This is a genomic window from Burkholderia contaminans (assembly GCF_029633825.1).
GTDB classification, from domain to species: domain Bacteria; phylum Pseudomonadota; class Gammaproteobacteria; order Burkholderiales; family Burkholderiaceae; genus Burkholderia; species Burkholderia contaminans.
Genome location: NZ_CP090642.1, coordinates 1,105,843 through 1,128,522 on the forward strand (window position 1 = coordinate 1,105,843; position 22,680 = coordinate 1,128,522).

The window sequence follows — 22,680 nt, forward strand, 5'->3', positions numbered from 1 at the left end:
CCGGCTACGTCAATATGTCTCCGCTCACGCGAACGCTGGCACTGGGGCGACGTGCGCCGCTGCCGGAAGGCACGAGCGGAATCGTCGAGCTGCTGCGTTGGCCAGGTGGCGAGTCGCTGTTCGACGACCTGACCGGCGGGATGCTCCATGACGACGGTCGAGTCCGCCTCTTCCATGCGGACGATACGGTGTCCGTTGTCGATGCGGCGACCGGCGAACCGCTGTTCGACACGCGTTACAAGAACGTTTTCGCGTTCCACCGGAAGCTGCGCCTCGCAGTGGTCGAGTGGTGTCGGCCCGGCGAGCCTTCGCCGGACAATCCGGGCATCCTGCAGGGTGTCGTGCACGAGAGCGGCCGGCTGGTCATCCCCTGCGAATACGCACACGTCCATCACGCCTACAAGCAGCCGCCGAAGCTCCTGCACGGGCGCCAGTTGCTGGCGATTACCGCGGACGGGCGGCCCCATTTCTATAGTCCAGACGGCGAGCTGCTGGCGGCGCTGGAGTGCGACATGAAGCCGTGGATCTGGACGCCGATCGTGAAGGAAAATCAACTGTTGGCGCTCGACGGCGAAGGCATGGACGCACGCGTGATCTGGATAGCGTTGAGCGACTACAGCTTCGTCGAGACCGGCGAAACCCGTGCCGATTGCGTGAACATGTTGAGGGAAGGCCTGAAAGGCTGGCTCCCGAAGTAGCGGCGTTCGCGGATCGTGCGTCTGCACGGTAGCGTTCGGTGCGTCACACCGGACGAGCCGTGCGCGCGTTGGCGCAGGAAAAACCCTTCAATGTGTCGCCGTCGTGCCGTGATACGGGGCGACACGAAAACTACAACACGCATTGGACATTCACGACTGCACGTTACTGAGCGCCATCCTGACGCGCCATGGTCAGCCCGAAGGACGCGCGATCAACGCTTACGGTACGCCGGAAGACCGCGAGGACTTCATCTATTTCACGGTCTTTCCGGATCGGTTGCAGTTTGACCTGAAACGAATCCTGACCGGTGTCGCGAGCCTGCGCTTTCGCTTCACGCTGTACGCACGAGAAGGGGCAGTACGGATAGAACGTACCCTGCTCGACGCCGAGGGCGCCAACCGCCGCATTCGCGGTGCACTGGGCGATCACTACACGAAGGACAAGATCGGTGTGCCGTTCGACGATGTGTCGGAGGATGAGCGCGAATGGGTCGCGTCCGCGCTGCGAGCGTTTCACTCGTATTTCATGAAACCCGCGACCTCAACCTGATTGCTCGACGACCATGACGATGACACGCCGCATGGTCCACCGCGGCGTCACGCTTCCCCTCTCGCTACTCCGAATCCGCCTGCGCGAACCCGAGCGTCAGACCGAACGCGTCGAGGATCGTCGCCGCCGTCTTGGCCATGCGCTTCGCCATGACCGCCGGGGTCTCGCGCGTGGCGTCCTGCCGAAGCCAGTGCACCGCCGTCCAGACCAATCCCCCGCCGAGCACCGTCAGGCAATCCTGCTCTGCTTCCGTGCGGACGCCTTCATAGGGCGGAAGGAGACGGCCGGAAACGAATGTCACCAGTTCATCGAAAAACGCCGATGTTGCCGCGTCGTTGAACACGGTCAGATAGAAAGGCTGATGCGCATTCAGGTGCTCGAGAATCAGCGCGGTTTCCACCTCCATCGACCTGAAGAAAGTGGCACTCGGCGGGTTCAGCAGTTTGCCTTGCTCCTCGACGAACGCAAACGCGTCGTCGAGCCTCACCAGTGCGGCCCGCTGAGCGGCCGACTGAAGGTCGGGAAAGTGCTGATAGAACGTAGGACGCGCGACGCCCGCGCGCTGCACCAGTTGAGCAATGCTGAGCGTGTTCAGCGGCGCGTCGTCGAGCAGTTCGGTCACGGCGCGAACGAGCGCGTCGTAGCTCCGTTGAAAGCGAGGATCGGCGGGATTAGGGCTTACATCAGGGGGCATAAAAAGCTCTGGACACGTGGTTTTGTCTATTTTACATTCGTTCAATAGATTGAGATGTGATGCGCCGACATACCTCTGAAAGGCTATTGAAATGAAATCCTCATCCCTCGTCCCCCAGCCGCCCCTGAAACCCGTCATCGGTCATCTGATGGAGGTCCTCGGGCCGTCTCCACTTGCCAAGATGATGGATCTCGCGCGCAAGTACGGGCCGGTCTACTGGTTCGAGGTGTTCGGCCAAGGTTACTACGTTGTCAGCGGACAAACACTCGTGAATGAAGTGTGTGACGAAAGCCGATTTCAGAAGTGCGTGCACCAGTCGCTGCTCGAACTCAGACCCGCGATCGGGGACGGGTTATTTACGGCATTCGGTGACGAACCGAACTGGGCCAAAGCGCATCGCGTGCTGATGCAGGCGTTCGGCCCGCTCAGTATCTGGTCGATGTTCGACAAGATGGTCGACATCGCCGACCAGATGTTTCTCCATTGGGAGCGGTTCGGCCCGGAGACGCCGGTCGACGTGTCCGATCACATGACGCGACTGACGCTCGATACGATTGCCCTGTGTGCGTTCGATTGTCGTTTCAACAGCTTCTACCGTGAAGATCAGCATCCGTTTGTCGATGCCATGGTCAACACCCTCAGCGAGGCCGGAAAGCGCGAGCTGCGACCCAAACTGGTGTCGAAGCTGATGGTCAATCGCAGTCGAAAGTTCGACGCGGACATCGAAGTCATGCGATCGCTCGCGACCAAAATGATCGAGGACCGGCGCAAGCACCCGCACGACAGCGAAGCGTCGATGGACCTGCTCGACCGAATGCTGAACGGCGTCGATCCGGTGACGGGAGAAAAACTCGATGACGAGAACATCGTCTTCCAGATGATTACCTTTCTCATCGCCGGACATGAAACGACCAGCGGGCTCCTGTCCTTTGCCACCTATTTCCTCCTCAAGAACCCGGACATCCTGCAAAAAGCACGGGATATGGTCGACGAGGTGGTGGGCAGCGAGACCCCGCGGATCGAGCATCTCGCACGACTTCGTTACATCGAACACATCCTCATGGAGACGTTGCGAATCTGGCCGACCGCACCGGCATTCGCCGTGTCGCCGCTCGCTGACACCACGTTCGGCGGCAAATATGCCGTTTCTCCCGACGACATCATCATGATCCTGACGCCCATGTTGCATCGGGATGTGAGCGTCTGGGGCGAGGACGTCGAGGCGTTTCGTCCGGAGCGATTTGCGCCGGAGCATGCGGAGCAACTCCCGCCCAATGCATGGAAGCCCTTCGGCAATGGTGCGCGTGCCTGTATCGGCCGCCCTTTTGCGATGCAAGAAGCGCATCTCGTTCTGATCATGCTCCTTCAGCGATTCGATTTCTCTTTCGCCGATCCGGACTACGAGCTGGACGTCGCCGAAACGCTTACGCTGAAGCCGACCGGTTTCCGGATCAACGTGAAACCGCGGGCCCGAGGTGCGCTCAAAGTGCCCGATACGGCCGTTCGCGCCCGCTCGAGCGCGCAAAGCCCGAGCGTCGCGCCGGTTCAGTCGCTCCCTTCCGGCGAAGATGTGTCGACGATACTCGTGCTCTTCGGGGGAAATACGGGCTCCGCCGAATCCTTCGCAAGACGCATTGCAGGAGACGCGAGTCGTCACGGATTTCACGCCACGTGCGCTCCCCTCGACGATTTCGCGGGAAAACTCGACGGGTATCCTGCCCTCGTGATCGTCACCGCTTCCTACGAAGGACAGCCGCCGGACAACGCCAGGTCATTCGTCCCGTATGTCGAAGCACTCGGCGAAGGCGCGCTGGACGGCGTCCATTTTTCGGTTCTCGGGTGCGGCAACAAACAATGGGCCCGGACATACCAGGCGATTCCCAAGCGAGTCGATGAAGCGCTCGAGAAGGCCGGCGCCACGAGAGTGCACGCTAGAGGCGAGCTCGATTCCGGTGGCGACTTCTTTGGTGAATTTGACAATTGGTACACCGAAATGTGGGACCGATTTGCAATCAGCGCCGGGAAGGAAGTGTCGACCGTGCAACATGGCGATACTGCATTGAAGGTCAGTTTCGCCGAGAATACCCGCGAAAAGTTGCTGAATTTCGGTGACATGGCACATGCATCCATCGTCGACAACAGGGAACTGGTTGATATCAGCGTAGCTGGCAGCCGCTCCAAAAAGCATATCGAACTGAAACTGCCGGACGAGATGACCTATCGATCGGGAGATTACCTGGCCGTGCTGCCCCGCAACTCGAAAAACAACGTCGATCGCGTCTTGCGCCGGTTTCGCGTGAGCTGGGACACGCAGGTGGTGATTGAAGGAACGTCAAGTAATCCGCGCCTGCCGCTCGGCCAGCCAATCAGTTGTGGTGACCTGTTCTCGAGCTATGTCGAACTCGCCGTTCCTGCCACCCGATCACAAGTATCCACCCTGGCCGATGCCACGCGCTGCCCTCCCGAGAAGGTCGAGCTCGAGCGCCTGAGCGCCGACGATTTCGAATGCGAGATCCTGGGAAAGCGGACAACCGTCATGGATCTGCTCGAACGCTTCGGATCCGTCGATCTGTCGCTCGACAAGTTCCTCGATATGCTGCCCGCGCTGAAAGCACGCCAGTATTCGATCTCGTCTTCCCCGCTTTGGAAAGCAGACCATGTCACGCTGACGGTGGCCGTGGTCGATGCTCCGGCACTCTCCGGCAATGGTCGCCATGAAGGGGTGGCGTCGTCGTATCTCGCGCGACTCAACACGGGGGACAGCCTGTCCGTCGCAGTCAGGCCATCGAACGCACACTTTCGGCCACCCGCCGAAACCGGTCTTCCGATGATTCTGATCTGTGCCGGTTCCGGTATCGCCCCATTCCGTGGCTTTCTGCAAGAGCGCGCACTACAGAAGCAGCAGGGGGAAAACGTCGGCAAGTCGTTGCTCTTCTTCGGCATCGATGATCCCGACGTCGACTTTCTTTATCGCGACGAACTCGACGAATGGGCGCGATTCGGTGTGGTCGAAGTGATGCCGGCTTACTCGAATCGCCCGGAGGAAGGTGCCCGGTTCGTTCAGGACAAAGTCTGGCTGGAGCGCGAGAAGATCGCCGCACTGTTTGCGCAAGGCGCCACCGTCTTCGTCTGCGGGGATGGAAAGAATATGGCGCCTGCCGTACGCGCCACGCTTGCCCGCATTTATCAGGAGGCAACGGGAGCGAACGATGAAATCGCCAGCGCGTGGATCGACACGATGGAGCGGGAGCATGGCAGATATGTTGCCGACGTGTTTGCGTGACGGCGAAGGGATCATGCCGGTTCCGGTTGCTTCAGACCTTTGACCGGCCCGGCCACCGCTTTCCGGAATCGATGCGACGAGGTCTTCGATTCCGGCCTGCACCTTGTGGCGCAAGCGCGCCTGATGTACCAGGCGCCGGCGCGCGACGGATTTTCTCCGTGATGCCGTTCGCGTGCCGGTCAGGAGACAGGTGATGCCGACCACTCGACCTTCCGGCATCACCTCGGTCGATCACGTCAATGGTTCGACACCCGCAACTCGCGCCGAAGGATCTTCCCGACGTTGCTCTTTGGCAGGCTGTCGCGAAACTCGATGCTTTTCGGGCGCTTGTAACCGGTCAGCTGGCCTTTACAGAACGCCATCAGGTCTTCGAACGTCAGCGCCGGATCTTTCCTGACCACGAACAGCTTGACGGCCTCTCCGGAATGCTCGTCGGGCACGCCGATCGCCGCGACCTCGTATACGCCGGGGTGGTTGGCGACGACCTCTTCGATCTCGTTCGGGTAGACGTTGAAACCGGACACGAGAATCATGTCCTTCTTGCGGTCGACGATTCGCACGAAGCCCGCTTCGGAGATCGACGCGATGTCACCCGATCTGAAGAAGCCGTCCGCGGTCATCACCTTCGCGGTCTCGTCCGGCCGCTGCCAGTAACCCGCCATCACCTGCGGACCACGAATGCACAGCTCTCCGGCTTCGCCGGCCGGCAATTCGTTGCCGTCGTCGTCCCGGATCGACACTTCCGTGGAGGGCAACGGCAAGCCGATGGTGCCGTTGAACTCACTACCGGTCACGGGATTGATCGCGACGCATGGTGATGTCTCGGACAGCCCGTATCCGTCGATGATCGGCGCGCCGGTCATCTCCTTCCAGCGCCTTGCGACGGCCTCTTGCGTGGCCATCCCGCCACCGCTGGCCACCAGCAGATTGGAGAAATCGAGGCGCGGAAATTCAGGATGATGGAGCATCGCGTTGAAGAGCGTGTTGACGCCCGGAAAGTTCGTGATTTTGTATCCGGCGAGCGACTTGATCATCCCCCCGATGTCCCGCGGATTCGGCACCAGTACGGAAAGCGCACCCATGTGAATCGTCAACAGGCAGCAAACATTGAGCGCAAAGATGTGATAAAGCGGAAGTGCCGCCACCGTGATGAACTGCGTCACGTCAGGGCGCAAATCGCGAGCCGGTTTGAGCCAGACGTCCGACTGCAATACATTCGCGACGATGTTCCGATGCAACAGCGTCGCGCCTTTCGACACCCCGGTTGTCCCGCCCGTATATTGGAGAAAAGCGACATCGTCCGGCGACTGGGAAGCCGGTATGAATTTGCTCCGACTTCCCTCCTCGATCGCGTCGTCAAATGCCGCATACGGGCTCGGCTTCTGTTCCGCGCCGGAAGCATTGCCCTGCGCGGCAACCAGAACATGCTTCACCTGCGTGTGTGCAAGGATTGCATCCAGCGTTGCCGTGCAGCCGTCGAGAATGACGATCGCCTCGGCGCCACTGTCATTCAGCTGATGTTGCAGCTCGCGGGGCGTATAGAGCGGGTTGACGTTGACGACAACGTAGCCGGCGCGCAACACGGCACAAATCGAGATCGGGTACTGCAGCACATTCGGCATCATGATGGCGACCCGCGCACCACGTTCGAGGCCGCGTGACTGCAGCCACGCGGCGAGTGCTCCAGACATCACGTCGAGCTCGCCATAGGTGATCTGCTTTCCATCGCACGCAAACGCCGGATTCGCGTGAAACCTGCTGAAGCTTCGTTCGATCAATGCACTGATGTTTCGATACTCGCCGGAATCAATCTCTGCCGGAACCCCCGGCGGATAGGCATCAAGCCAGATCTTCTCCATACCCAATCTCCTCTGTCCCGTTGAATAATTGCGCGACGCAAAAAACCTCATCACGTGCGTGAACGAGCTGGCGCGCCTCGAGTCACGCGAGCTTCATTCCGCGTCGAAACGATAGGGCTGCATAGTCGACCGATGGACAGTCAGTGGCGCCCAGGATCACGCTATCGGCATGCGGTTGACGTGCGACGTTCCCCATCTCGTTTGCTTCGTTAGCCGAAACGACTGAAATGTTGGTGGCTTCCGCCGCCCCCAGCCGCCATCGCACGCTGCCTGGCAGGCAAATTCATGCCTCCCGAGACGCATTTCCGAGTCAGGGGAGGCTATACACCAATTGGTCAATTGATGTGGTCATTTGACCATAATGGGAAAGACGCAGCAACTTGGTAGTTGCACGAGGCCGCGACTCGGGACCTGCCGATGCCAGACACGAACCGAACCACGGGCCATCGGTGTCGAAGTTCGTCGCTGTTGTTCGCGGCTTTCGTTTTTTCCCGCCAATCGGCGCGTGATGGGAAGCCGCGGTCGGCTTGCGCCCGCCACCGTGTTGCAACTGGCAAGCATGGCAAGGCCGGCCGCAAGAGAAGGCCCGGCTCTCTCGCTCACTTCGCATGCCGGGGTTCGCCACCCACCGGCGCGGACGCTGAAGAAGCCGCCGACGGCGCATTCATGTACGCCGGCGCCGCCTTCGTCTTCTGTCGGGCACCAGGCGGCGGCGCGATCGGGCGCCGCTCCATGTCGGCCAGCATCTGCCCGCACGGCAACGGGCGGCTGCGGCCCGGCTGCAACAACGCGAGCAGACTGGCGAGCGGATTCAGCAAGCCCAGCCCGACCGCGGCACCGCCCCGCGCGATCAGTGCGCCCGCCTTCACCCCGACGTGCGGTTGCTTGAAGGATCCGGTGACATACAGCGGCGAGCGGAGCGATATCACCCGGAATCCCTTGGTGTGGGGATGGATCGTCAGGTTCATGGTCTCGTCCCTCAGGTTCACGTTGCCGTCCATTGCGATCACCGCATCCTCGGTGTCGAGCGCGAATACGCGCGAGTCGAGCACGCCGTTGGTGGCCACGAAGTCGGCCGCGCCGCAGTTGATCTTGACGTCGCGTGTGCCGAACAGTTTCTCGTACACCACGTTGGCGACGTTCAGCCCCGCGGCTTCCATCAGCAAGAGGCTCACCGTGCCATCGGTCACCAACGTCTTCACCTCTCCGTTGGACGTCGCGGCGAGCGCCGCCGGCGAATTGCCGGTGGCCGACAACGCGGCATCGCCGTTGACCTCGCCGAGCGCCGTTTGCATCACCGGGAAGGTCGGGAACAGCTGCTTGAGTTTCAGATGGCGTGCCTGCAGCGTGAACCGCCCTTTGAGCGGTACGCCACTGCCGTCCAGGTGGATGTTCGAAGCAAGCGTACCGCCCGCGACACCGAAGTTCAGCGGATTGAGCGTCAACACACCGTCCTGCATCACGATGTGGGTCGACAGGTCGGTGATCGGCAGGCTCGCGGTCTTGACGATGCGCCGGCCAGTCAATCGAACGTCGGCGTCGATCTTCTTCCAGCGTTCCGTGCGAAATGTCTCGACCGGCAACGCCTTGTTCGCGGGCTGTGCGACCGCGGCGCCCCGCCGCGCCTTGCTGGCATTCGTGTCGGCGCCGATGAGCGGCGCAAGGTCGGAGAACTGCAGCAACCTCGACTCCAGCGTACCGGATAACAACGGCCTCGGTTCGCGCGAGACGTACACCAGCGTGCCGCCGAGATCGCTGCCGCCGACGCGTCCCGTGAAGTTCTCGTACTTGAAAACGTTGCCTGACGCCCGGAACTGGCCGACCAGCCGGCCGTCGGTCGCATAAGGTGAAGTTTCGGGCAGCGTGATGCCCGTGACGTCATACAGCTTGGCCATGCTGGTGCCAGCAAGCCACAGCCGGAGGTCGACCGCGGCCAGGTGTGACGGGTCCGTCAGCGTGCCGACCAGCGCCAGGTGCGTATCACCAAAGTGCAAATCGGCCTGAACCGGAAACGGGCGTTGCGCGCCCTGCAGGTCCAGCAGGTTGCCGAGCTTGCCCGTGCCGGCGACCTTGCCCTTCTTGTAGATCCCCTTGACGGTCCAGCCAATCGCGTAAGTGCCGACACCGGTAGATGCCGCGGGCGCCGCACCCGCCGATGCATGCGATGCCGCCGAGGCCGCTGCGCCCGGTGCGGCAGTCGCGGGGGCGTTCGAACCCGCCGCCGGGCCTGATGCAGGCGGGGCGATTGCGGTGCCGGATGTCGCCGCTGCAGCATGCGAAGCAGCGGCCAACGCTTGCGACGCCGCGGCCGATGCGCGTGACGCCGCTTCGACACCTGATGCAGGAACCGCCGGCTGCGCCGAACCCGCGTGCGCCTGGGCGGCAAGCTTCCTTTGACCTGCCGGCCCGACGGCCCGTGCCGATTCGTGGTGCGCCAACGCCTCCTGCTGTTTCATCACCGCGCCGAACGGAATCGGCTGGCCAAGCGTGTTGATCACCGCGCTCAGATCGAATTGCTTCTGCTGGTCGTAGTAGCCGAGATTGCCTTGGGCAAACGCGATCTGATGCAGGTCGAGCGTCCATCGGCCCGACTGAGCGGGCTGCTTGAACTTGAACGTCCAGTTGGCTCGCCCGTCCTTCAGGCGTTCGAGGTCGACGGACGGATTGACCAGATCGATTGCCGGGATCACGATGCGGCGCGCCATCAGCGGCAGCGCCTCGACCTCGAAACTGATCGCGTCCAGCGTGACGAAATACTTCGTGCGCGCCCAATCGGGGTTGGAGATCGTGACATTGCGCGCGATGAATCGCGGCCACGGCACCCAGGCGCGCCAGCCCCGCTCGCTCGCGGGCCGACGCCATCCGACATGCAGATCGCCGTTGATGGCGAACTGCCGCCCGATCGCGTCCGACACCTTGTCGTCGATCCAGGGCCGGGCTCGATTCCAGTCGAACGTCACGATGACGATCACCAGCGCGGCCAGCGCCAGCGCGACGCTCACGGCAAGCCACGCGGCCGCCTTGCCGACGGTGTGGCCGTTGTGCATTGCTCATTCCCCCAGTTTGCTGCCCGGTATCCAGCAATGCGCGTTCCTGAACACGGAGGCCTTCCGCCGGACGGCGTGCGGGAATTCGAAATGGGGTTCTCACGACTTTCCAGCCGCCGATCTTCGCAGTAACGTTCCGGATCGACTGCTCCGCCTGCCGCGCGCTGCGGGAGGCAGCGGCAAGCCTGACGGGCGTGAGAAGCGCACGCCTGCTGCAGCGCACCCCGTCTCCCGGGATGTCGATCGGGAGGACCAATGGATCGTCGCCATTTCCTCAAGTCGTCGGCTTTTTTTACCATTGCGGCTGCCACCGTCGCCGCCGCACATGACGTTTCGCCGGCGGCCTTGCCGGCCAGCCCTGTGCGCGAGAACCTCCATCGATTCCCGCAAGGAGTCGCAAGCGGTGACCCGCGCGACCGCTCCATCGTGTTCTGGACACGATGCGTTCCGGTATCCCGCAACGTGCAGCACGATGCAAAGGGCGCCGCGCACGCGGTATCGCTACGACTCGAAGTATCGACACTGCCGGATTTCTCGACGCTCGTCGCCCGCGTCCCGTTGCGGGCGCTGGCCACCTACGACTTCACCGTGCGCGCGAAGGTGACGGCCTTCTCGCCCAAGACCACCTACTACTACAGGTTCGTCGCCGGCGACGACGTCAGCATGACGGGTGTCGCGCGCACGGCGCCGGCGGCAAACGAGGCCAACGATCAGGTTCGCTTCGCGTGGCTCACCTGCCAGGACTGGAGCGTCAACCACTGGCAAGCGATGACGCTGCTGGCCGACGAACGCGACCTCGATTTCGTCGTGCACGTGGGCGACTACATCTATGAAACGGTCGGGACCGCGCCCCCCGGCCGCGCCGAGCCGGCGCATCCTCCGCTGCACCTGCCCGGCGGCAAGCTGCTCGCGGACGGCCGCGCGTATGCCGAGACGCTCGAAGACTACCGGACGCTCTATCGCACCTATCGGACCGATCCGCGCCTGCAGACGCTGCACCAGCGCCTGCCGATGATTGCGATCTGGGACGACCACGAATTTTCCGACGATTGCTGGCAGGACCATCAGGTCTACACCAACGAGGAGCGGCAGGAAACCCTGCGGCGCCGCAGCGCCAGTCGCGCGTGGGCGGAATACATGCCGGTGGATTGGGACGACGTGCGCTTCGAGCCGGACGATCCGTCGTACACGAACATTCGCATCTACCGCGATTTTCGTTTCGGCATGCTGATGCACCTGGTGATGACCGACGAGCGGCTGTATCGCGACGACCACGTCGTGAACGAGGCCGCTGTCGCACGCGCGCGAGGTCATGACCCGGTGCATGGGGACGATGCAGCCGGCTCGCGCTACTTCGTCAAGCAGGACGTGCTGCAACGTGACGAGGCACGCGTAACGCGGCAGCTCGGCCGCCCGCCGTCGATGCTCGGCCCCGAACAGACCCGATGGTGGAAAACCTTGATGAAGGGCTCGCCGGCAACCTGGAAGGTGTGGGGCAACGAAGTGATGTTGAACCGTCTGTGGTTCCTGATGCCGGGCGCCCCCGGCACGCCGGCGGCCCGCCTCGTGGTCGATTGCGACGCATGGGACGGCTATCCCGCGCACAAGCATGAACTGCTCGCCTACTTGAGGGAGCACGGGATCCATAACGTCGTCGCGATCAGCGGAGACCTGCATGCCTTTCAGGGGGCCGTGGTGCGCGACGATCCCGATCCCGCGACGGGGGTGCCGGTCATCGTCGATTTCGTCTGCGCCGGTATCAGCAGCATGTCCTTTTATGCCTACCTGAAAGCCGCATGGAACGGTACACCGCTCGCGTCGATCGCGGCGACCCCAGCCAGACTCGACCGCTTCCTGATGGCGAACAACCCCGATCTGTGCCACGCCGACCACGATGCGCAGGGTTATGCATCAGCCACCGTCACATCGGAATACTTTTCCGTCACGTTCAACAAGGTGAAGCCGTTGAACCCGGACGGCACCGCGCCCGCGGATGCCCTGCTTGGCCGCACGCGATTGACGGTGCCCAGGGATTCGGTCGAGGTACGCGTCGAACCCATCTAGATTCCGGCGCGGCACATCAGTGGAAGTGGCCGCCGAAAAGCCCGAGCAATCCTATGACGATCAGGTAGATTGCGACGATGTAGTTCAGCAGTCGCGGTACCACCAGAATGAGAATCCCGGCAATCAACGAGACCAGTGGGCTCCAGTTCGTGAATGTGTGCATGGCGTTGCCCTCCTGACAATAGATCGCGAAATCGATGGGTGAAGCGCCTCTCGTGAGACACCCGAATCGCCGTCGCTTAAAAAGCGCTTGGCGCCCATCGACATCCGCGGGCCGGAGCGATTTCCGTGCCCGGCTCTGCGCGCGAGCCCCTTTGAAAATACCGGCATGCCTTCAAGCAATGGCGTTCGCGCATCTCATGGCGTTTCGTCGTGCAGAAGCCGGAACGCGCCGCGGCGTCGGGACAGAATTGACAAGCACTTGAAAAAGCGTCCGCGGGTCGTGCGCCGGTCGCGGTGCATCCGCGCGCCCCCGCCCGTCAGGATTCCTGTGACTGGCCGGCCCGCTTGAGATCGCGATCGCGATCGGCCCATATGTGGGCGCTTCCGACGAGCGAGCAGCTTGCATGCCCGGTCGCCCAGCTTGCGTCACACCTATTTTGAAGAGGATATCAAAGCAATAACGTGATCCGTCTCCGAGCATTTCTGCACAAAGCCGTAAGGATCGCCGTCGCCGGCGTGGCCATTCGATCCCGGATCATGTCTCGCCATACCGCGCCACGCGTGGCCAAAACCTTCGCATCCACGCCGGAACGGCCGCTCTCCTTTCCTTGGCTACACCATTCGAAAGCGACGGGTTAACCATGATCGACCGTCAAAAAACGCCATGTTAACTTCCACGATCATACGACTTGGTCACTTGACCTTATTCATCACGAATATGGCAATTCACCGGAAACCTCGATGAACGGCTCCATGTCTGTCGCCTCTGGCTCCGGAAACATGTATCGGACCATCCAGCAGTCGCGACAACGTCGGGAATAACGTACACGCTCCGTCAACTGGCGTGAAAGGAGCGTATGGCAGAAGGCGAAGGTATATGTAGTCACATGACTCAGTCAGATATTCGACTTGATGTCTGGATCACCACCTGAATCAGAACGTGACGCCGTGTCTGATTTACCCGTCCAAGCAACTTTGAGGCAAACATGAACGCAACTATTCAGAACATTCATGACGCGCTCCCCACCGTCTCCAAGCAGACCGGCGCATACGAGATCGTGTCGCTCATGAATCAATATGGTGGAGTCCGGATCAAGAACTATCTGACCCAGGAGCAGGTCGCGAACATCAACCGCGAGGTCGATGCGCCGCTCGAGCGGCTTCGCGAGGGGTCGTCGCATGATAACGAACTGATCAAGGAATTCCACGGCACCTATACGAAGCGCCTGACGAACATGGTCACGCACAGCAAGACTTTCGGAGACGTGCTGGACGACGACCTCTTTCATGAACTCGGCGAGGTGCTGTACCGCGAGGAGTCCGGCGACTGGTGGCTTTCGACCGCGCAGGTCATCGACATCGGCCCGGGCAACACGGCACAGATGCTGCATCGCGACGTCGGCAATTTTCCACCCCTGTGCGCGCTCGGCGTCAACGGGCCTACGGTATTCACCAACCTCATGATTGCGCTGACGCGCTTCACCGAGGAAAACGGTGCCACCCGGATCATTCCGGGCAGCCAGAACTGGGACGAGGATTACTTCGACAGCAAGGGCACGCCCGACATGACCATTGCCGCCGAGATGGATGCCGGCGACGCATTGCTGTTCAGCGGAAAGGTGATCCACGGTGGCGGCGCGAACGTCACGAAGAACGAGCGTCGACGCGGGCTCACGATTCCGATGCAGCCGTCCTACCTGACTCCGGAGGAAGCGTATCCGTTCATCGTCGAGATGGACACCGTGCGACGCCTGTCGAAACGCGTTCAGCGAATCATCGGCTTCCGCTCGCAATATCCCGCCGGCACGCCGGGCCTGTGGCAAGTCGACTACGACGATATCGCGACGCATCTCGGCCTCTGAGCCACGAACAGGCGCCTGTATGAGTCCGGGAGGGGCGCCCCCCTCCCCGGATGCCGTCATGCACATGCGCGGGCCACGACGGAATCACTACCAGCGAGACACCCCATGAAGATCGGCCTGACGAATCGCGTTGCGATCTTGAGAACAATGCGGGGATTGCGCGCCTTGCCGGGAATGATCCCCCAGGAATCGACTTTCCAATTCACCTCAACCAACTCAGGAGCGCGATCATGGTGAAGCGTTTATTCGTCGCAATCTCACTCGTTGCCGGGTTACTTCTTGTACTTAGCCCGGGATTCATGTTGCTCTACCATATCGAGCACTACGACTCGAGCCAATAGGCTTCCTCTGGAAGATCGAATACGTCGGCCTTGCCTCGCGCGCGGCTCGTGTCGAACGCGATCCGCGTAGCGCATTGCTCGCGCGTCGGTCGGTGGCTTTCGGTCTTGAACCGACCCGACAGCATGTGAGGCCACGCGTCGAGGACACGCGTGCCCGCGCGCTTCGGATGCTTCCAGCTGCGTTGATCAGTCTGCCACTGCCATGCGCGCACCGTGCGTTTGAACATGCACGTACGCACCGCGAGCTCCCGCGGCGAAATCTTCTGGCGGAAATACACCGTCGCCCCCATCCCGCATCCCCATCTTGATCGCCCCGCATCCCTGCTCCAAAGATTGAGCGGGGATTTCCATGGTGCGGATCAGATGTCGACGCCGCGCAGCGCACGCAGGCGAACTGCCGCCGCTCAACTCGCCTCCTCCCCAATCGACGTGGCGAGCCGAATGCGACGTCGATCCATTGCTGTGCGGGCCTAGTGGAAAACGCCAATTTCAGTCTGGTCGACATTTATGGACACTGGACTTGGTCAATTGACCTACTCACATGAAGCGACGACAGACGCCCAGGCGCGGGGCGCAGCAAAACTGGATTCGCGACGCGCGGCTGGACGGCACGTCGATCCAACGGCGAGACGTGCGATTTCGGAAGCAGCATTCCCCAAAATTCCCGGGTTCCGAATGAATAGTCAAATGACTCAGTCAAAAGACTTGATAGCGGGTCTGACGTTCCGGAAACGAATTTTTCACAAGGAGTCGAGCATGGACAGGCTGGCAAGGAAGAACGAGTGGTTCGCAAGAGCCGAGAAGGTCATCCCGGGCGGGATGTACGGTCACCAGAGCGTCAAGTACCTGACGGAAGATTTCCCGCTGTACTTTGCGAAAGCGAAAGGTACCCATCTGTGGGACGTCGACGGCAACCAGTACATCGACTACGTGTGCGGCTACGGCACGAACCTGTTCGGCTACGGCAACGAACGGATCGAGCAGGCCGCGGCCCGCCAGTTGCAGAAGATCGATACGGCAACGGGCCCCAGCGAGGTGATGGTCCAGCTTGCCGAGGCGCTCACCCAACAGGTCAGCCACGCCGATTGGGCGATGTTCTGCAAGAACGGCTCGGACGCCACGTCGATGGCGATGGTGATCTCGCGAGCATATCGCGAGAAGCGGAAGATTCTCGTTGCGCGCGGCACGTACCATGGTGCGTCCCCTTGGAACGTGCCCTATACGACGGGGATTACCAAGGAGGATCGGGCCCACGTCGTCCACTTCGAGTACAACGATATCGAGAGCCTCAATGCCGCCGTCAAGAGCGTCGACGGTGACGTAGCGGCCATCTATGCAACGCCGTTCCGCCACGAAGTGCTCTACGATCAGTTTTTCCCGTCGATCGAGTACGCGAAGGAATGCCGTCGCCTCGCGGACGAGCAGGAAGCGCTTCTGGTCGTCGACGAGGTTCGTACGGGGCTGCGCCTGTCGCGTGATTGCTCGTGGTCGGACTGGGGCGTGCACCCTGACCTCAGCTGCTGGGGCAAGGCCATCGGCGGCGGCTACGCGATCGCGGCGGTGCTCGGCTCGGACAAGGCACGAGAGGCAGCGACGAAGATTTTCGTCACGGGCTCCTACTGGCTCTCGGCTGTGCCGATGGCCGCGGCCATCGAAACACTGCGCCTGGTACGTGAAACCGACTACCTCGAACACACCAGGCGCTTGGCGGACAAACTGCGCGCCGGGCTCGCCGAGCAAGCCGAGCGGCATGGCTTCGAACTCAAGCAGACCGGGCCGAGCGTCATGCCCCAGATGCTGTTCGCGGGTGACGACGAACTCGTGTCGCGCGGCCGGGCGTGGGCTTCGGAAGTCATCAAGAATGGCGCCTATCTCCACCCGTGGCACAACATGTTCTTCACGGCGAGCCATACCGACGAAGACATCGCGCGCACGCTCGAGGCGACCGAAGCGGCGTTTGGCGCGATCAAGCAGAAGGCGGTTGCAGTGAGCCGCCTGGATATTCTGGACACGGTGCAGCGTTAATACCGGACGTTCCATCAGCCTTCGGCCCACGGCCGAAGGCCGTATTGCCCGGTGAATTCTCCCGGCGTCAAAGCCGTGATTGGCCGCGCGAGCAATCGATCGGCGTGGTTTCAGGCAACACGCGATTCACGCCTGAACCGCGTCGTGGTCAAATTGCCGTCGACCGTCCCGCCTGCTGCCGCCCTCTTCCTGAAACGTCACGCTCATTGCCCAACGGATACGTGACAACGCGTCGGAACGCCGCCCGGCGCAGGTCGCGCGCACTTCTGCGCAGCGCGTCACGTCGTGCCAATCAGTCGCCTGCCCGGAAGATCGCCGGCTGGACCTGGGTGAAGTTCCGCACATCGCCGACCACCTCGGCTGTTCTGGCAGACGACAGCGCGGCATCGATTCCAGTCTGATCGCTGAAACGCAACAGCGTGACGCAGGCAAAAGGTTGTGCGCCCGGGGCCGGAAACAGCGCCTCCACCGACTGGAGGCCACATTCGCCCCACGCCGCCCTTACGAGCGAGATGTGGGTTGCAAGATAGTACTCGCGATCAAATCCCATACCCTCTGCAGCGGGATAACTCACGATCAAGGTAGCCATATCCGTTCTCTCGTACGACGTTACAAATAAATTACCGCGGATTTCGCTCCAGGCGGCCAAGGGTATAGCCTCGAATCAGATTCCCTTCCTTTTCCTGCACCCGCTCCAGCGCGCAATAGGCGTAATACAACGAAACTGACATATAAGACCAAGAAAGCAATGCAAATATATAGAAAATCATATGATCGCTGTCGCCAGGGATAGGGTAGAAGTCGTAGACGCTTGCAATAATCTGCGTGGATACGAGTGTCAGGACCACACCCGCAGCGTTACGATACTCTCCGGCATTCGCCAGTTTCTTGACAACGTAAATGAGGTAAAACGAGAACAAAGACCACATCACCAGATAGAAATACGGCTTGGGTCCGACCATGAAATCCGCGGTCCACAAAATGACCGTCCCGGCCAGTGCACCCACCGCATACAACATGTCGCCGACAACCGATGGTTTATATCGATGCGTAACCGACATCATGCCCGCAACGATGATGATCGGCACGCCGAAGCCTCTTGAAAACGCGTCGCAGAAAAGCGAGATACTGAAAAAGACCGCCTTGCCGGTAAAGGCATTGATCATTAAATTCGTTGCAGAGAATGTCACGACCAGCGACTCGAATCCGAGGAGGCCGTTGCGCTTCCGGAAGTACTTCACGCCGCATATGAACGAAGTCACGATCAACGCGAGATCAGCCAGGCAATAAAGATAGAATTTGAGTTCCATGCAGAAATCCATGATCGTCGAGATATTTGTCTGCCGCTGCGTTCGTCATCCACGTTCACGGCAGTTTTTTGCGCTGCCTGTCGACGCGAGCGGGCTCTTCCGAGCGATGTCTGCTCCGCAATGGCATGTCAGGCATGCTGGCGCCGCCCTGGTACCGGTGCGGTCAGTGCGGCCGCGCTCAGTTGATCGCTTCGCCGCGCACGTCAGGCGACAGCGGCTTCGGCATGTTTTGCCTTGAACTGCCGGATCGCCACGCTGGTCAGGAAGATCGGCACCACCAGCAACCCGACGGAGAGCCAGCCAACCGCACGCAAACCAGCCACGCTGAACACCGTGCCGGCAATCGCGGGGCCCACCGTCAGGCCAAGATTGATTGCCGACGCACAGGTCGCGGTGCTTCTTCCGCTGGCATCCATTTGCGAAAGTGCCGCCACCATATAAGGAGCCACCAGCGTGGCGCCGGCACTGACGAGCGCCGTCGACACGAGAAACGCCCACTTGCCGCCCACGCAATACATGCCCAGGCTGCATGCGATCAACAGCGCGAGTCCAAGGGCGATCGGCTTGAACAGCCCAAAACGATCGCCCAGCCAGTTGACCGCCACCCCCACCGGCAACTGGAGGGCCGCATTGAGCATGAACAGCATGCCGAGTTGCTCCGCTTCGACGCCCCGGGTTGCAGCGACCTCAGCGGCAAATCCCATCAGGGCCGTCTGCGAGACGTAGATGAAGAATGCGCTGATCAGAATCCCTCGGACGTCACTGGATTTGATGGCGTCCTTCGCGACCGCTTCCTCGCTTGTGTTGACGGCAGGATGCATGAACGCGCCGAAAAACAGCGCCGCCACGACCACGGCAAGCTGGACGGCATCCACCCCGATATGCCCCATCTTCACATTCACGATCGGTACGACGTACATCGCACAGGAAAATATGATGGCCATCGCAACGGCTACTTGCGCCGCGACCTTCTCCGGGTGCTTGACGTGTGCAATCACCCCATACGCGCACACGCAACTGACGCCCAACGCGGCGCCGAGAATCAGCTTCGCGGCGACGAATACATGGAAATTATGTGAAAACATCGCACACGTCGACAGAACGGCGAACGCTGCCGCAGCGAGCGCGCCCGTTCTCTTGTTCAACGTCGCCGTGTGACGACCGAAAACGATGATGGAAAGCGAAAGACAGAGCAGCACCGCGGATGCGAGCCAGCCAGCGGTGCTTTCGGACAGCCCGAACCGGGCCATCGATTCCTCGATGCTGAATGGGAGCAGGTAGGTTGGCGTCCAGACCACGGCCCCGGTATAAAGCAGCGCGATTTTTCGGATTCCCTTGATTTCGACACTCACGATCGACTCCTTGTCGTTTGCACGAATACGAGATCGCGACGAGGCATCGAATCGCCCTCTTGCTCGCATTCATACCGGCACTGTTTCGAAGACTGCTTCATCCAACCGAAAAATCGCAATTTCAGAATGGCTCGCGCTGCAGCGACCCAAGCATCCCGTCGACCGACCACGATGCCTTCAGGTGATGGAATCGCCCGATCTCCGCGTGAAAACCGGGCCGGGATTCCACCACCCATCCCGTCCGTTAATCGAAATGCCCGACCTCGAGGAAATCCTTCATTTTCAGCAGGTCATTCGGGTCCGACATTTGACCGTTACGCTCGACGAACCCGGCGAAAGTCGTGCCGTACGTCCAGCCGAGCAGGCGCTGCAGTTCCTCCGGATAGCGCTTCACGCGCTCGATGGGCAGCGTCAGGTACTGGTTTTCTTCCTGCCGGAGGATCGCCAGGTCATATGACATGGTCAGGCCCGTGCGCGGTGCATCGCTGGTGTTCTTCCCGCCCCCGTGATAGGTGGAGCCGATGAAGAACAGCGCATCGCCGGCCGACATGGTCGCGGGAATGGCTTCCTCCTGCTTGGGCATGCGCTCGTCATCCCACTTGTGGCTGCCCGGGATGACGAGCGTGGCGCCGTTTTCCGCCGTAAAGTCCGATACGGCCACCATCACCTGGAACCGGGCCTCGCGCCCGTAGTTCGGGTGCCGCCAGAGCCATACGGAATCGTCACGATGCAACGGCTGAAGGCCCTGCCCCGGCAGAATCTGGATGGCTTGCGTCACCCCCACCTGAATATCGGGAGCGACATCGACCTGGTTTTCGCCGCTCCAGATCTTGATCGGCGTCTGCAGGATGCTGCGCGCCGCACCCAGATAGAGCGGATGCAACGCCACCTCGGCCATCCAGTCGGTACGCGCGAAGAGGCGCGAGACGCGACGCGTCTGTGTACCGGCGAAGTAGTCGTCTACTCCGTTCGGAGCCGACTCGAGCGTGTCAAAGAGCGTGCGCTGGATTCGCGCAAGCAAATCGGCATCGAGAAAGTTCTTGACGATCGCTCCACCATCCTGCCTGACTGCATTAGCAAGATCTTCAGGAGTGCTACCACTTGAAAGGCGCTGCAACGACATGATGATTCCTCCAACAAATTGTCAATGATTGAAGAGTGCGGCGTACCCCCGGTCTCCACTGCCTTCTGCAATGGCCGACAGGATTCGCTCGCGGAGCGCTGTCAGAATTCGCGGCGGCTGCCCGATATCTTCCTGCGCCTGTTGAAACAGTTCGGTCGCTCGTGCGTAGATGTCGAGGTCTGCTCCTCGGGGTTGATAGTCGGCAGCCGACACGGATTCGAACAGACCTTCGATGAAGTGGGTCTGACCGGCGATGTAGGTTGGGATCAGGTCGCGAATCTCGTCGATCGAAATGCCGGAATTCACGACGAATCTGAGCCCTTCCAGGAAGGCTGCGCCGGCACCAAAAACGAAGGTGCCCGTCAACCCGGCGTCGAGCACGTTCGGCACGTCGGGGCGCGCACTGACGTAGGTGGATTGCGGCGCAATCTTCCGAAGCAGAGGCTCCACTTCGCCCCAGATCTTCTCGTCGCCACCAAAAAGGATGACGGCGCTCTCGCGGCCGATATCCGGCGGGAAGCACTGGATTGTTCCGCTGATGAATTTTGCGCCGGCGCCACGCACGATTTGATCCAGCTTCCGGACCTCGGACGGGCGCCCCGTTGCCAGATTGATCACCGTTTTCCCTTTCAAACGTTCGCCCAACGCCTCGAAATCTGCCGCGAGGTCAACCGGTGTGGCCGTCACGACGACGATGACGTCCGCCTCGTCAAAGGCGGCGGTGGCACGCTCGGCAACCCGGGCTCCCAGTTCGCGCATACGCTGCGCCTTTTCCGCCTTCCTGTTCCAGACGACGACTTCCGCACCATCGTCAAGCAAGGTGGCGGCAACGGCGGACCCCATCACGCCCAGGCCCAAAACGGCAATCACATTGCTCATTCGTATTCCCTATCGTTGTCGTTGACCACACTACCGAGAAATGCCATTCGTTCAAGTCAACCACTCGAATCATCCGACTTGGTCATATGACTATCAAGCAAGCCGTATGCCAATCGGATCCGGGTGTTCGCCCTTCGTGAAGGGCGGCTGACGCGCGCGGTGGTGACGCGCATGCCCCGGCGCGGGGAATTCGCCGCACCAGATGATGCTCAGCGTCACGACAGCGGTGCATACGGTTGACTTGATCAAATGACCACGAATCTACAGGCACGAGTCTTATGCTTCGACAGAACATTGGAAATACGGAGTTTCCATTAGCCTTGTCATGAAGGCGCCGTCCGAGCCAACGCAGCGGCGCCCCTTCCAGCGCACGCATGGCTGCTTCATCGTGCGCGCACGGCGGTCGCCGTACCTGCGCATCTCCGGGATAGCCTCATCGACGCAGGGATGCATGCTCCGTTAGACAGGCGGAGCACCGCTCGATGTGCCGGGCCGATGCGCGACAGACGAGCCCGCCTCCATGTTCACGAAGCATGCCGCCGAGCGATCTCGCCGTCGCGATGTCCGTCCGGCATCGCGACGCATCGGCAACATCATCATGCCCGGCACGTCCCTGCGAGTGGTACTTCTCACACCGCCGTGACAGCACGACATCCGTGCAGGACAATGCCTTCCGTTGCTTGCGAAATGCCGCGCATCGTCATGCTAATATCCGAGAATTCGACTACCCTGCACGGGTAGCGCCTTTGGACGAAGACATATAACGGAGCGCTGGCCTATGCAGCGAGTACGGGCTGAAGTCCGCCGCCAGGACCTCGTAGCGGCGACTGTCGCGGTGATTGCAGAGCACGGTGTGAAGGGTGCCACGACCCGCCGCATCGCCGAGGCTGCAGGATGCCCACTGGCTTCCCTGCACTACGTGTTTCACTCAAAGGACGAGCTGTTGTTCGCCGTCTACGAGTCCCTGATCGACCTGATCCGCTCGGATAGCCCCGAGCCTCCGGAGCACGGCACGCTGTCGGACCTGGCCGAGTTCAACCTGCGCTCCGTGATGGCCTGGTTCGAAGCCAACCCGACATACGCTAAAACCCAGTCCGAGTTGTATACCTGGGCGCTCCGGCACCAGCCCGACATGGCCATTGGCGCACTTCGCATCTCCCAGGAAGGCGCCCGCGCCAACCTGACCGCCGCCGAGCCGCGTGCAGATGCCAAGGCGCTGGACGCCATCGCGCGGTTGACCATCGTCCTGATCGACGGATTGCTCTTCTCGTGGTTTGCCCAGGAAGATTCGAAACGTCTGGCTGCCGATGTCGACCACGCCAGCAAGATGCTGGCCGCCTACGCGGCAACGCTGTCGGAAGCTCGCCCTGCCGCCAAGACCCCTCGCAAGCCGGTACGGAAGCACTGAACGGCTGCCACCTGCCCGGAGGC

General features: G+C 61.2%; 17 protein-coding genes. 7 read left to right on the top strand and 10 right to left on the bottom strand.

Features of this window, described 5'->3' with window-relative positions; translation table 11 throughout:
• Positions 1-14: 14 nt before the first annotated feature.
• Together LXE91_RS37085 and LXE91_RS37090 are read left to right on the top strand one after the other, a co-directional pair.
• A complete protein-coding gene (locus tag LXE91_RS37085) occupies positions 15-698 on the top strand; it encodes a hypothetical protein (RefSeq protein WP_046196880.1) in 684 nt (227 codons plus the stop codon).
• A 142-nt stretch (positions 699-840) separates the two neighbouring features.
• The gene (locus LXE91_RS37090; RefSeq protein WP_039353265.1) at positions 841-1,248 is read left to right on the top strand and encodes a hypothetical protein; all 408 of its coding nucleotides are present in this window, start codon (positions 841-843) and stop codon (positions 1,246-1,248) included.
• Positions 1,249-1,312: 64 nt separating this feature from the next.
• Here the strand turns inward: LXE91_RS37090 and LXE91_RS37095 are convergent, their stop codons facing one another.
• A complete protein-coding gene (locus LXE91_RS37095; RefSeq protein ID WP_212271196.1) occupies positions 1,313-1,870 on the bottom strand; it encodes a TetR/AcrR family transcriptional regulator in 558 nt (185 codons plus the stop codon).
• Positions 1,871-2,033: 163 nt separating this feature from the next.
• Between LXE91_RS37095 and LXE91_RS37100 the strand changes: the two genes are divergently transcribed.
• Positions 2,034-5,225: a bifunctional cytochrome P450/NADPH--P450 reductase gene (locus tag LXE91_RS37100; protein ID WP_039353272.1), complete on the top strand. Its 3,192-nt coding sequence runs from the start codon at positions 2,034-2,036 to the stop codon at positions 5,223-5,225.
• A gap of 236 nt (positions 5,226-5,461) precedes the next feature.
• Here the strand turns inward: LXE91_RS37100 and LXE91_RS37105 are convergent, their stop codons facing one another.
• Positions 5,462-7,084, bottom strand: a complete 1,623-nt coding sequence (locus tag LXE91_RS37105) for an AMP-binding protein (RefSeq protein ID WP_039353274.1) — start codon at positions 7,082-7,084, stop codon at positions 5,462-5,464.
• A 599-nt stretch (positions 7,085-7,683) separates the two neighbouring features.
• Complete coding sequence (locus LXE91_RS37110; protein WP_039353277.1) at positions 7,684-10,131, bottom strand: AsmA family protein; 2,448 nt, start codon at positions 10,129-10,131, stop codon at positions 7,684-7,686.
• A gap of 255 nt (positions 10,132-10,386) precedes the next feature.
• Between LXE91_RS37110 and LXE91_RS37115 the strand changes: the two genes are divergently transcribed.
• Positions 10,387-12,195, top strand: a complete 1,809-nt coding sequence (locus LXE91_RS37115; RefSeq protein ID WP_039353280.1) for an alkaline phosphatase D family protein — start codon at positions 10,387-10,389, stop codon at positions 12,193-12,195.
• Between the two features lie 16 nt (positions 12,196-12,211).
• Here the strand turns inward: LXE91_RS37115 and LXE91_RS37120 are convergent, their stop codons facing one another.
• The gene (locus LXE91_RS37120) at positions 12,212-12,358 is read right to left on the bottom strand and encodes a DUF3096 domain-containing protein (protein ID WP_076841491.1); all 147 of its coding nucleotides are present in this window, start codon (positions 12,356-12,358) and stop codon (positions 12,212-12,214) included.
• Between the two features lie 985 nt (positions 12,359-13,343).
• Here LXE91_RS37120 and LXE91_RS37125 point away from each other — a divergent pair.
• Complete coding sequence (locus tag LXE91_RS37125; RefSeq protein WP_039353283.1) at positions 13,344-14,219, top strand: phytanoyl-CoA dioxygenase family protein; 876 nt, start codon at positions 13,344-13,346, stop codon at positions 14,217-14,219.
• A gap of 322 nt (positions 14,220-14,541) precedes the next feature.
• Here LXE91_RS37125 and LXE91_RS37130 read toward each other — a convergent pair whose 3' ends face one another.
• Positions 14,542-14,787 (bottom strand): hypothetical protein, encoded by a 246-nt coding sequence (locus LXE91_RS37130; RefSeq protein ID WP_135370825.1) that lies wholly within the window; start codon positions 14,785-14,787, stop codon positions 14,542-14,544.
• Positions 14,788-15,316: 529 nt separating this feature from the next.
• On the opposite strand from LXE91_RS37130, the gene LXE91_RS37135 reads away from it, so the two are divergent.
• Positions 15,317-16,585 carry an aminotransferase class III-fold pyridoxal phosphate-dependent enzyme gene (locus LXE91_RS37135; RefSeq protein ID WP_039353287.1) on the top strand — a complete coding sequence of 423 codons (1,269 nt, stop codon included), beginning with the start codon at positions 15,317-15,319 and terminating at the stop codon, positions 16,583-16,585.
• A gap of 292 nt (positions 16,586-16,877) precedes the next feature.
• Here the strand turns inward: LXE91_RS37135 and LXE91_RS37140 are convergent, their stop codons facing one another.
• The 5 genes from LXE91_RS37140 to LXE91_RS37160 form a co-directional block, all read right to left on the bottom strand.
• On the bottom strand, positions 16,878-17,174 hold the full coding sequence (locus LXE91_RS37140) for an EthD family reductase (RefSeq protein WP_039353290.1): 297 nt from the start codon (positions 17,172-17,174) through the stop codon (positions 16,878-16,880).
• 31 nt (positions 17,175-17,205) lie between these two features.
• Positions 17,206-17,895, bottom strand: coding sequence for a hypothetical protein (locus LXE91_RS37145; RefSeq protein WP_039353481.1), 690 nt, complete (start codon positions 17,893-17,895; stop codon positions 17,206-17,208).
• A 203-nt stretch (positions 17,896-18,098) separates the two neighbouring features.
• Positions 18,099-19,247, bottom strand: coding sequence for an MFS transporter (locus LXE91_RS37150; protein ID WP_223274394.1), 1,149 nt, complete (start codon positions 19,245-19,247; stop codon positions 18,099-18,101).
• A gap of 244 nt (positions 19,248-19,491) precedes the next feature.
• Entirely contained in the window at positions 19,492-20,370 is an 879-nt protein-coding gene (locus LXE91_RS37155) for a phytanoyl-CoA dioxygenase family protein (protein WP_039353296.1), read from the bottom strand.
• Between the two features lie 21 nt (positions 20,371-20,391).
• The gene (locus tag LXE91_RS37160) at positions 20,392-21,249 is read right to left on the bottom strand and encodes an NAD(P)-dependent oxidoreductase (protein WP_220497550.1); all 858 of its coding nucleotides are present in this window, start codon (positions 21,247-21,249) and stop codon (positions 20,392-20,394) included.
• 778 nt (positions 21,250-22,027) lie between these two features.
• Here LXE91_RS37160 and LXE91_RS37165 point away from each other — a divergent pair.
• A complete protein-coding gene (locus LXE91_RS37165; RefSeq protein WP_039353300.1) occupies positions 22,028-22,657 on the top strand; it encodes a TetR/AcrR family transcriptional regulator in 630 nt (209 codons plus the stop codon).
• Positions 22,658-22,680: the final 23 nt, after the last annotated feature.

Coding starts and splice junctions, on each gene's coding strand:
- LXE91_RS37085 (WP_046196880.1), top strand. CDS start 15: ATGTCTCCGCTCACGCGAACGCTGGCACTGGGGCGACGTGCGCCGCTG.
- LXE91_RS37100 (WP_039353272.1), top strand. CDS start 2,034: ATGAAATCCTCATCCCTCGTCCCCCAGCCGCCCCTGAAACCCGTCATC.
- LXE91_RS37105 (WP_039353274.1), bottom strand. CDS start 7,084: ATGGAGAAGATCTGGCTTGATGCCTATCCGCCGGGGGTTCCGGCAGAG.
- LXE91_RS37110 (WP_039353277.1), bottom strand. CDS start 10,131: ATGCACAACGGCCACACCGTCGGCAAGGCGGCCGCGTGGCTTGCCGTG.
- LXE91_RS37115 (WP_039353280.1), top strand. CDS start 10,387: ATGGATCGTCGCCATTTCCTCAAGTCGTCGGCTTTTTTTACCATTGCG.
- LXE91_RS37120 (WP_076841491.1), bottom strand. CDS start 12,358: ATGCACACATTCACGAACTGGAGCCCACTGGTCTCGTTGATTGCCGGG.
- LXE91_RS37125 (WP_039353283.1), top strand. CDS start 13,344: ATGAACGCAACTATTCAGAACATTCATGACGCGCTCCCCACCGTCTCC.
- LXE91_RS37130 (WP_135370825.1), bottom strand. CDS start 14,787: ATGTTCAAACGCACGGTGCGCGCATGGCAGTGGCAGACTGATCAACGC.
- LXE91_RS37135 (WP_039353287.1), top strand. CDS start 15,317: ATGGACAGGCTGGCAAGGAAGAACGAGTGGTTCGCAAGAGCCGAGAAG.
- LXE91_RS37140 (WP_039353290.1), bottom strand. CDS start 17,174: ATGGCTACCTTGATCGTGAGTTATCCCGCTGCAGAGGGTATGGGATTT.
- LXE91_RS37145 (WP_039353481.1), bottom strand. CDS start 17,895: ATGGAACTCAAATTCTATCTTTATTGCCTGGCTGATCTCGCGTTGATC.
- LXE91_RS37155 (WP_039353296.1), bottom strand. CDS start 20,370: ATGTCGTTGCAGCGCCTTTCAAGTGGTAGCACTCCTGAAGATCTTGCT.
- LXE91_RS37160 (WP_220497550.1), bottom strand. CDS start 21,249: ATGAGCAATGTGATTGCCGTTTTGGGCCTGGGCGTGATGGGGTCCGCC.
- LXE91_RS37165 (WP_039353300.1), top strand. CDS start 22,028: ATGCAGCGAGTACGGGCTGAAGTCCGCCGCCAGGACCTCGTAGCGGCG.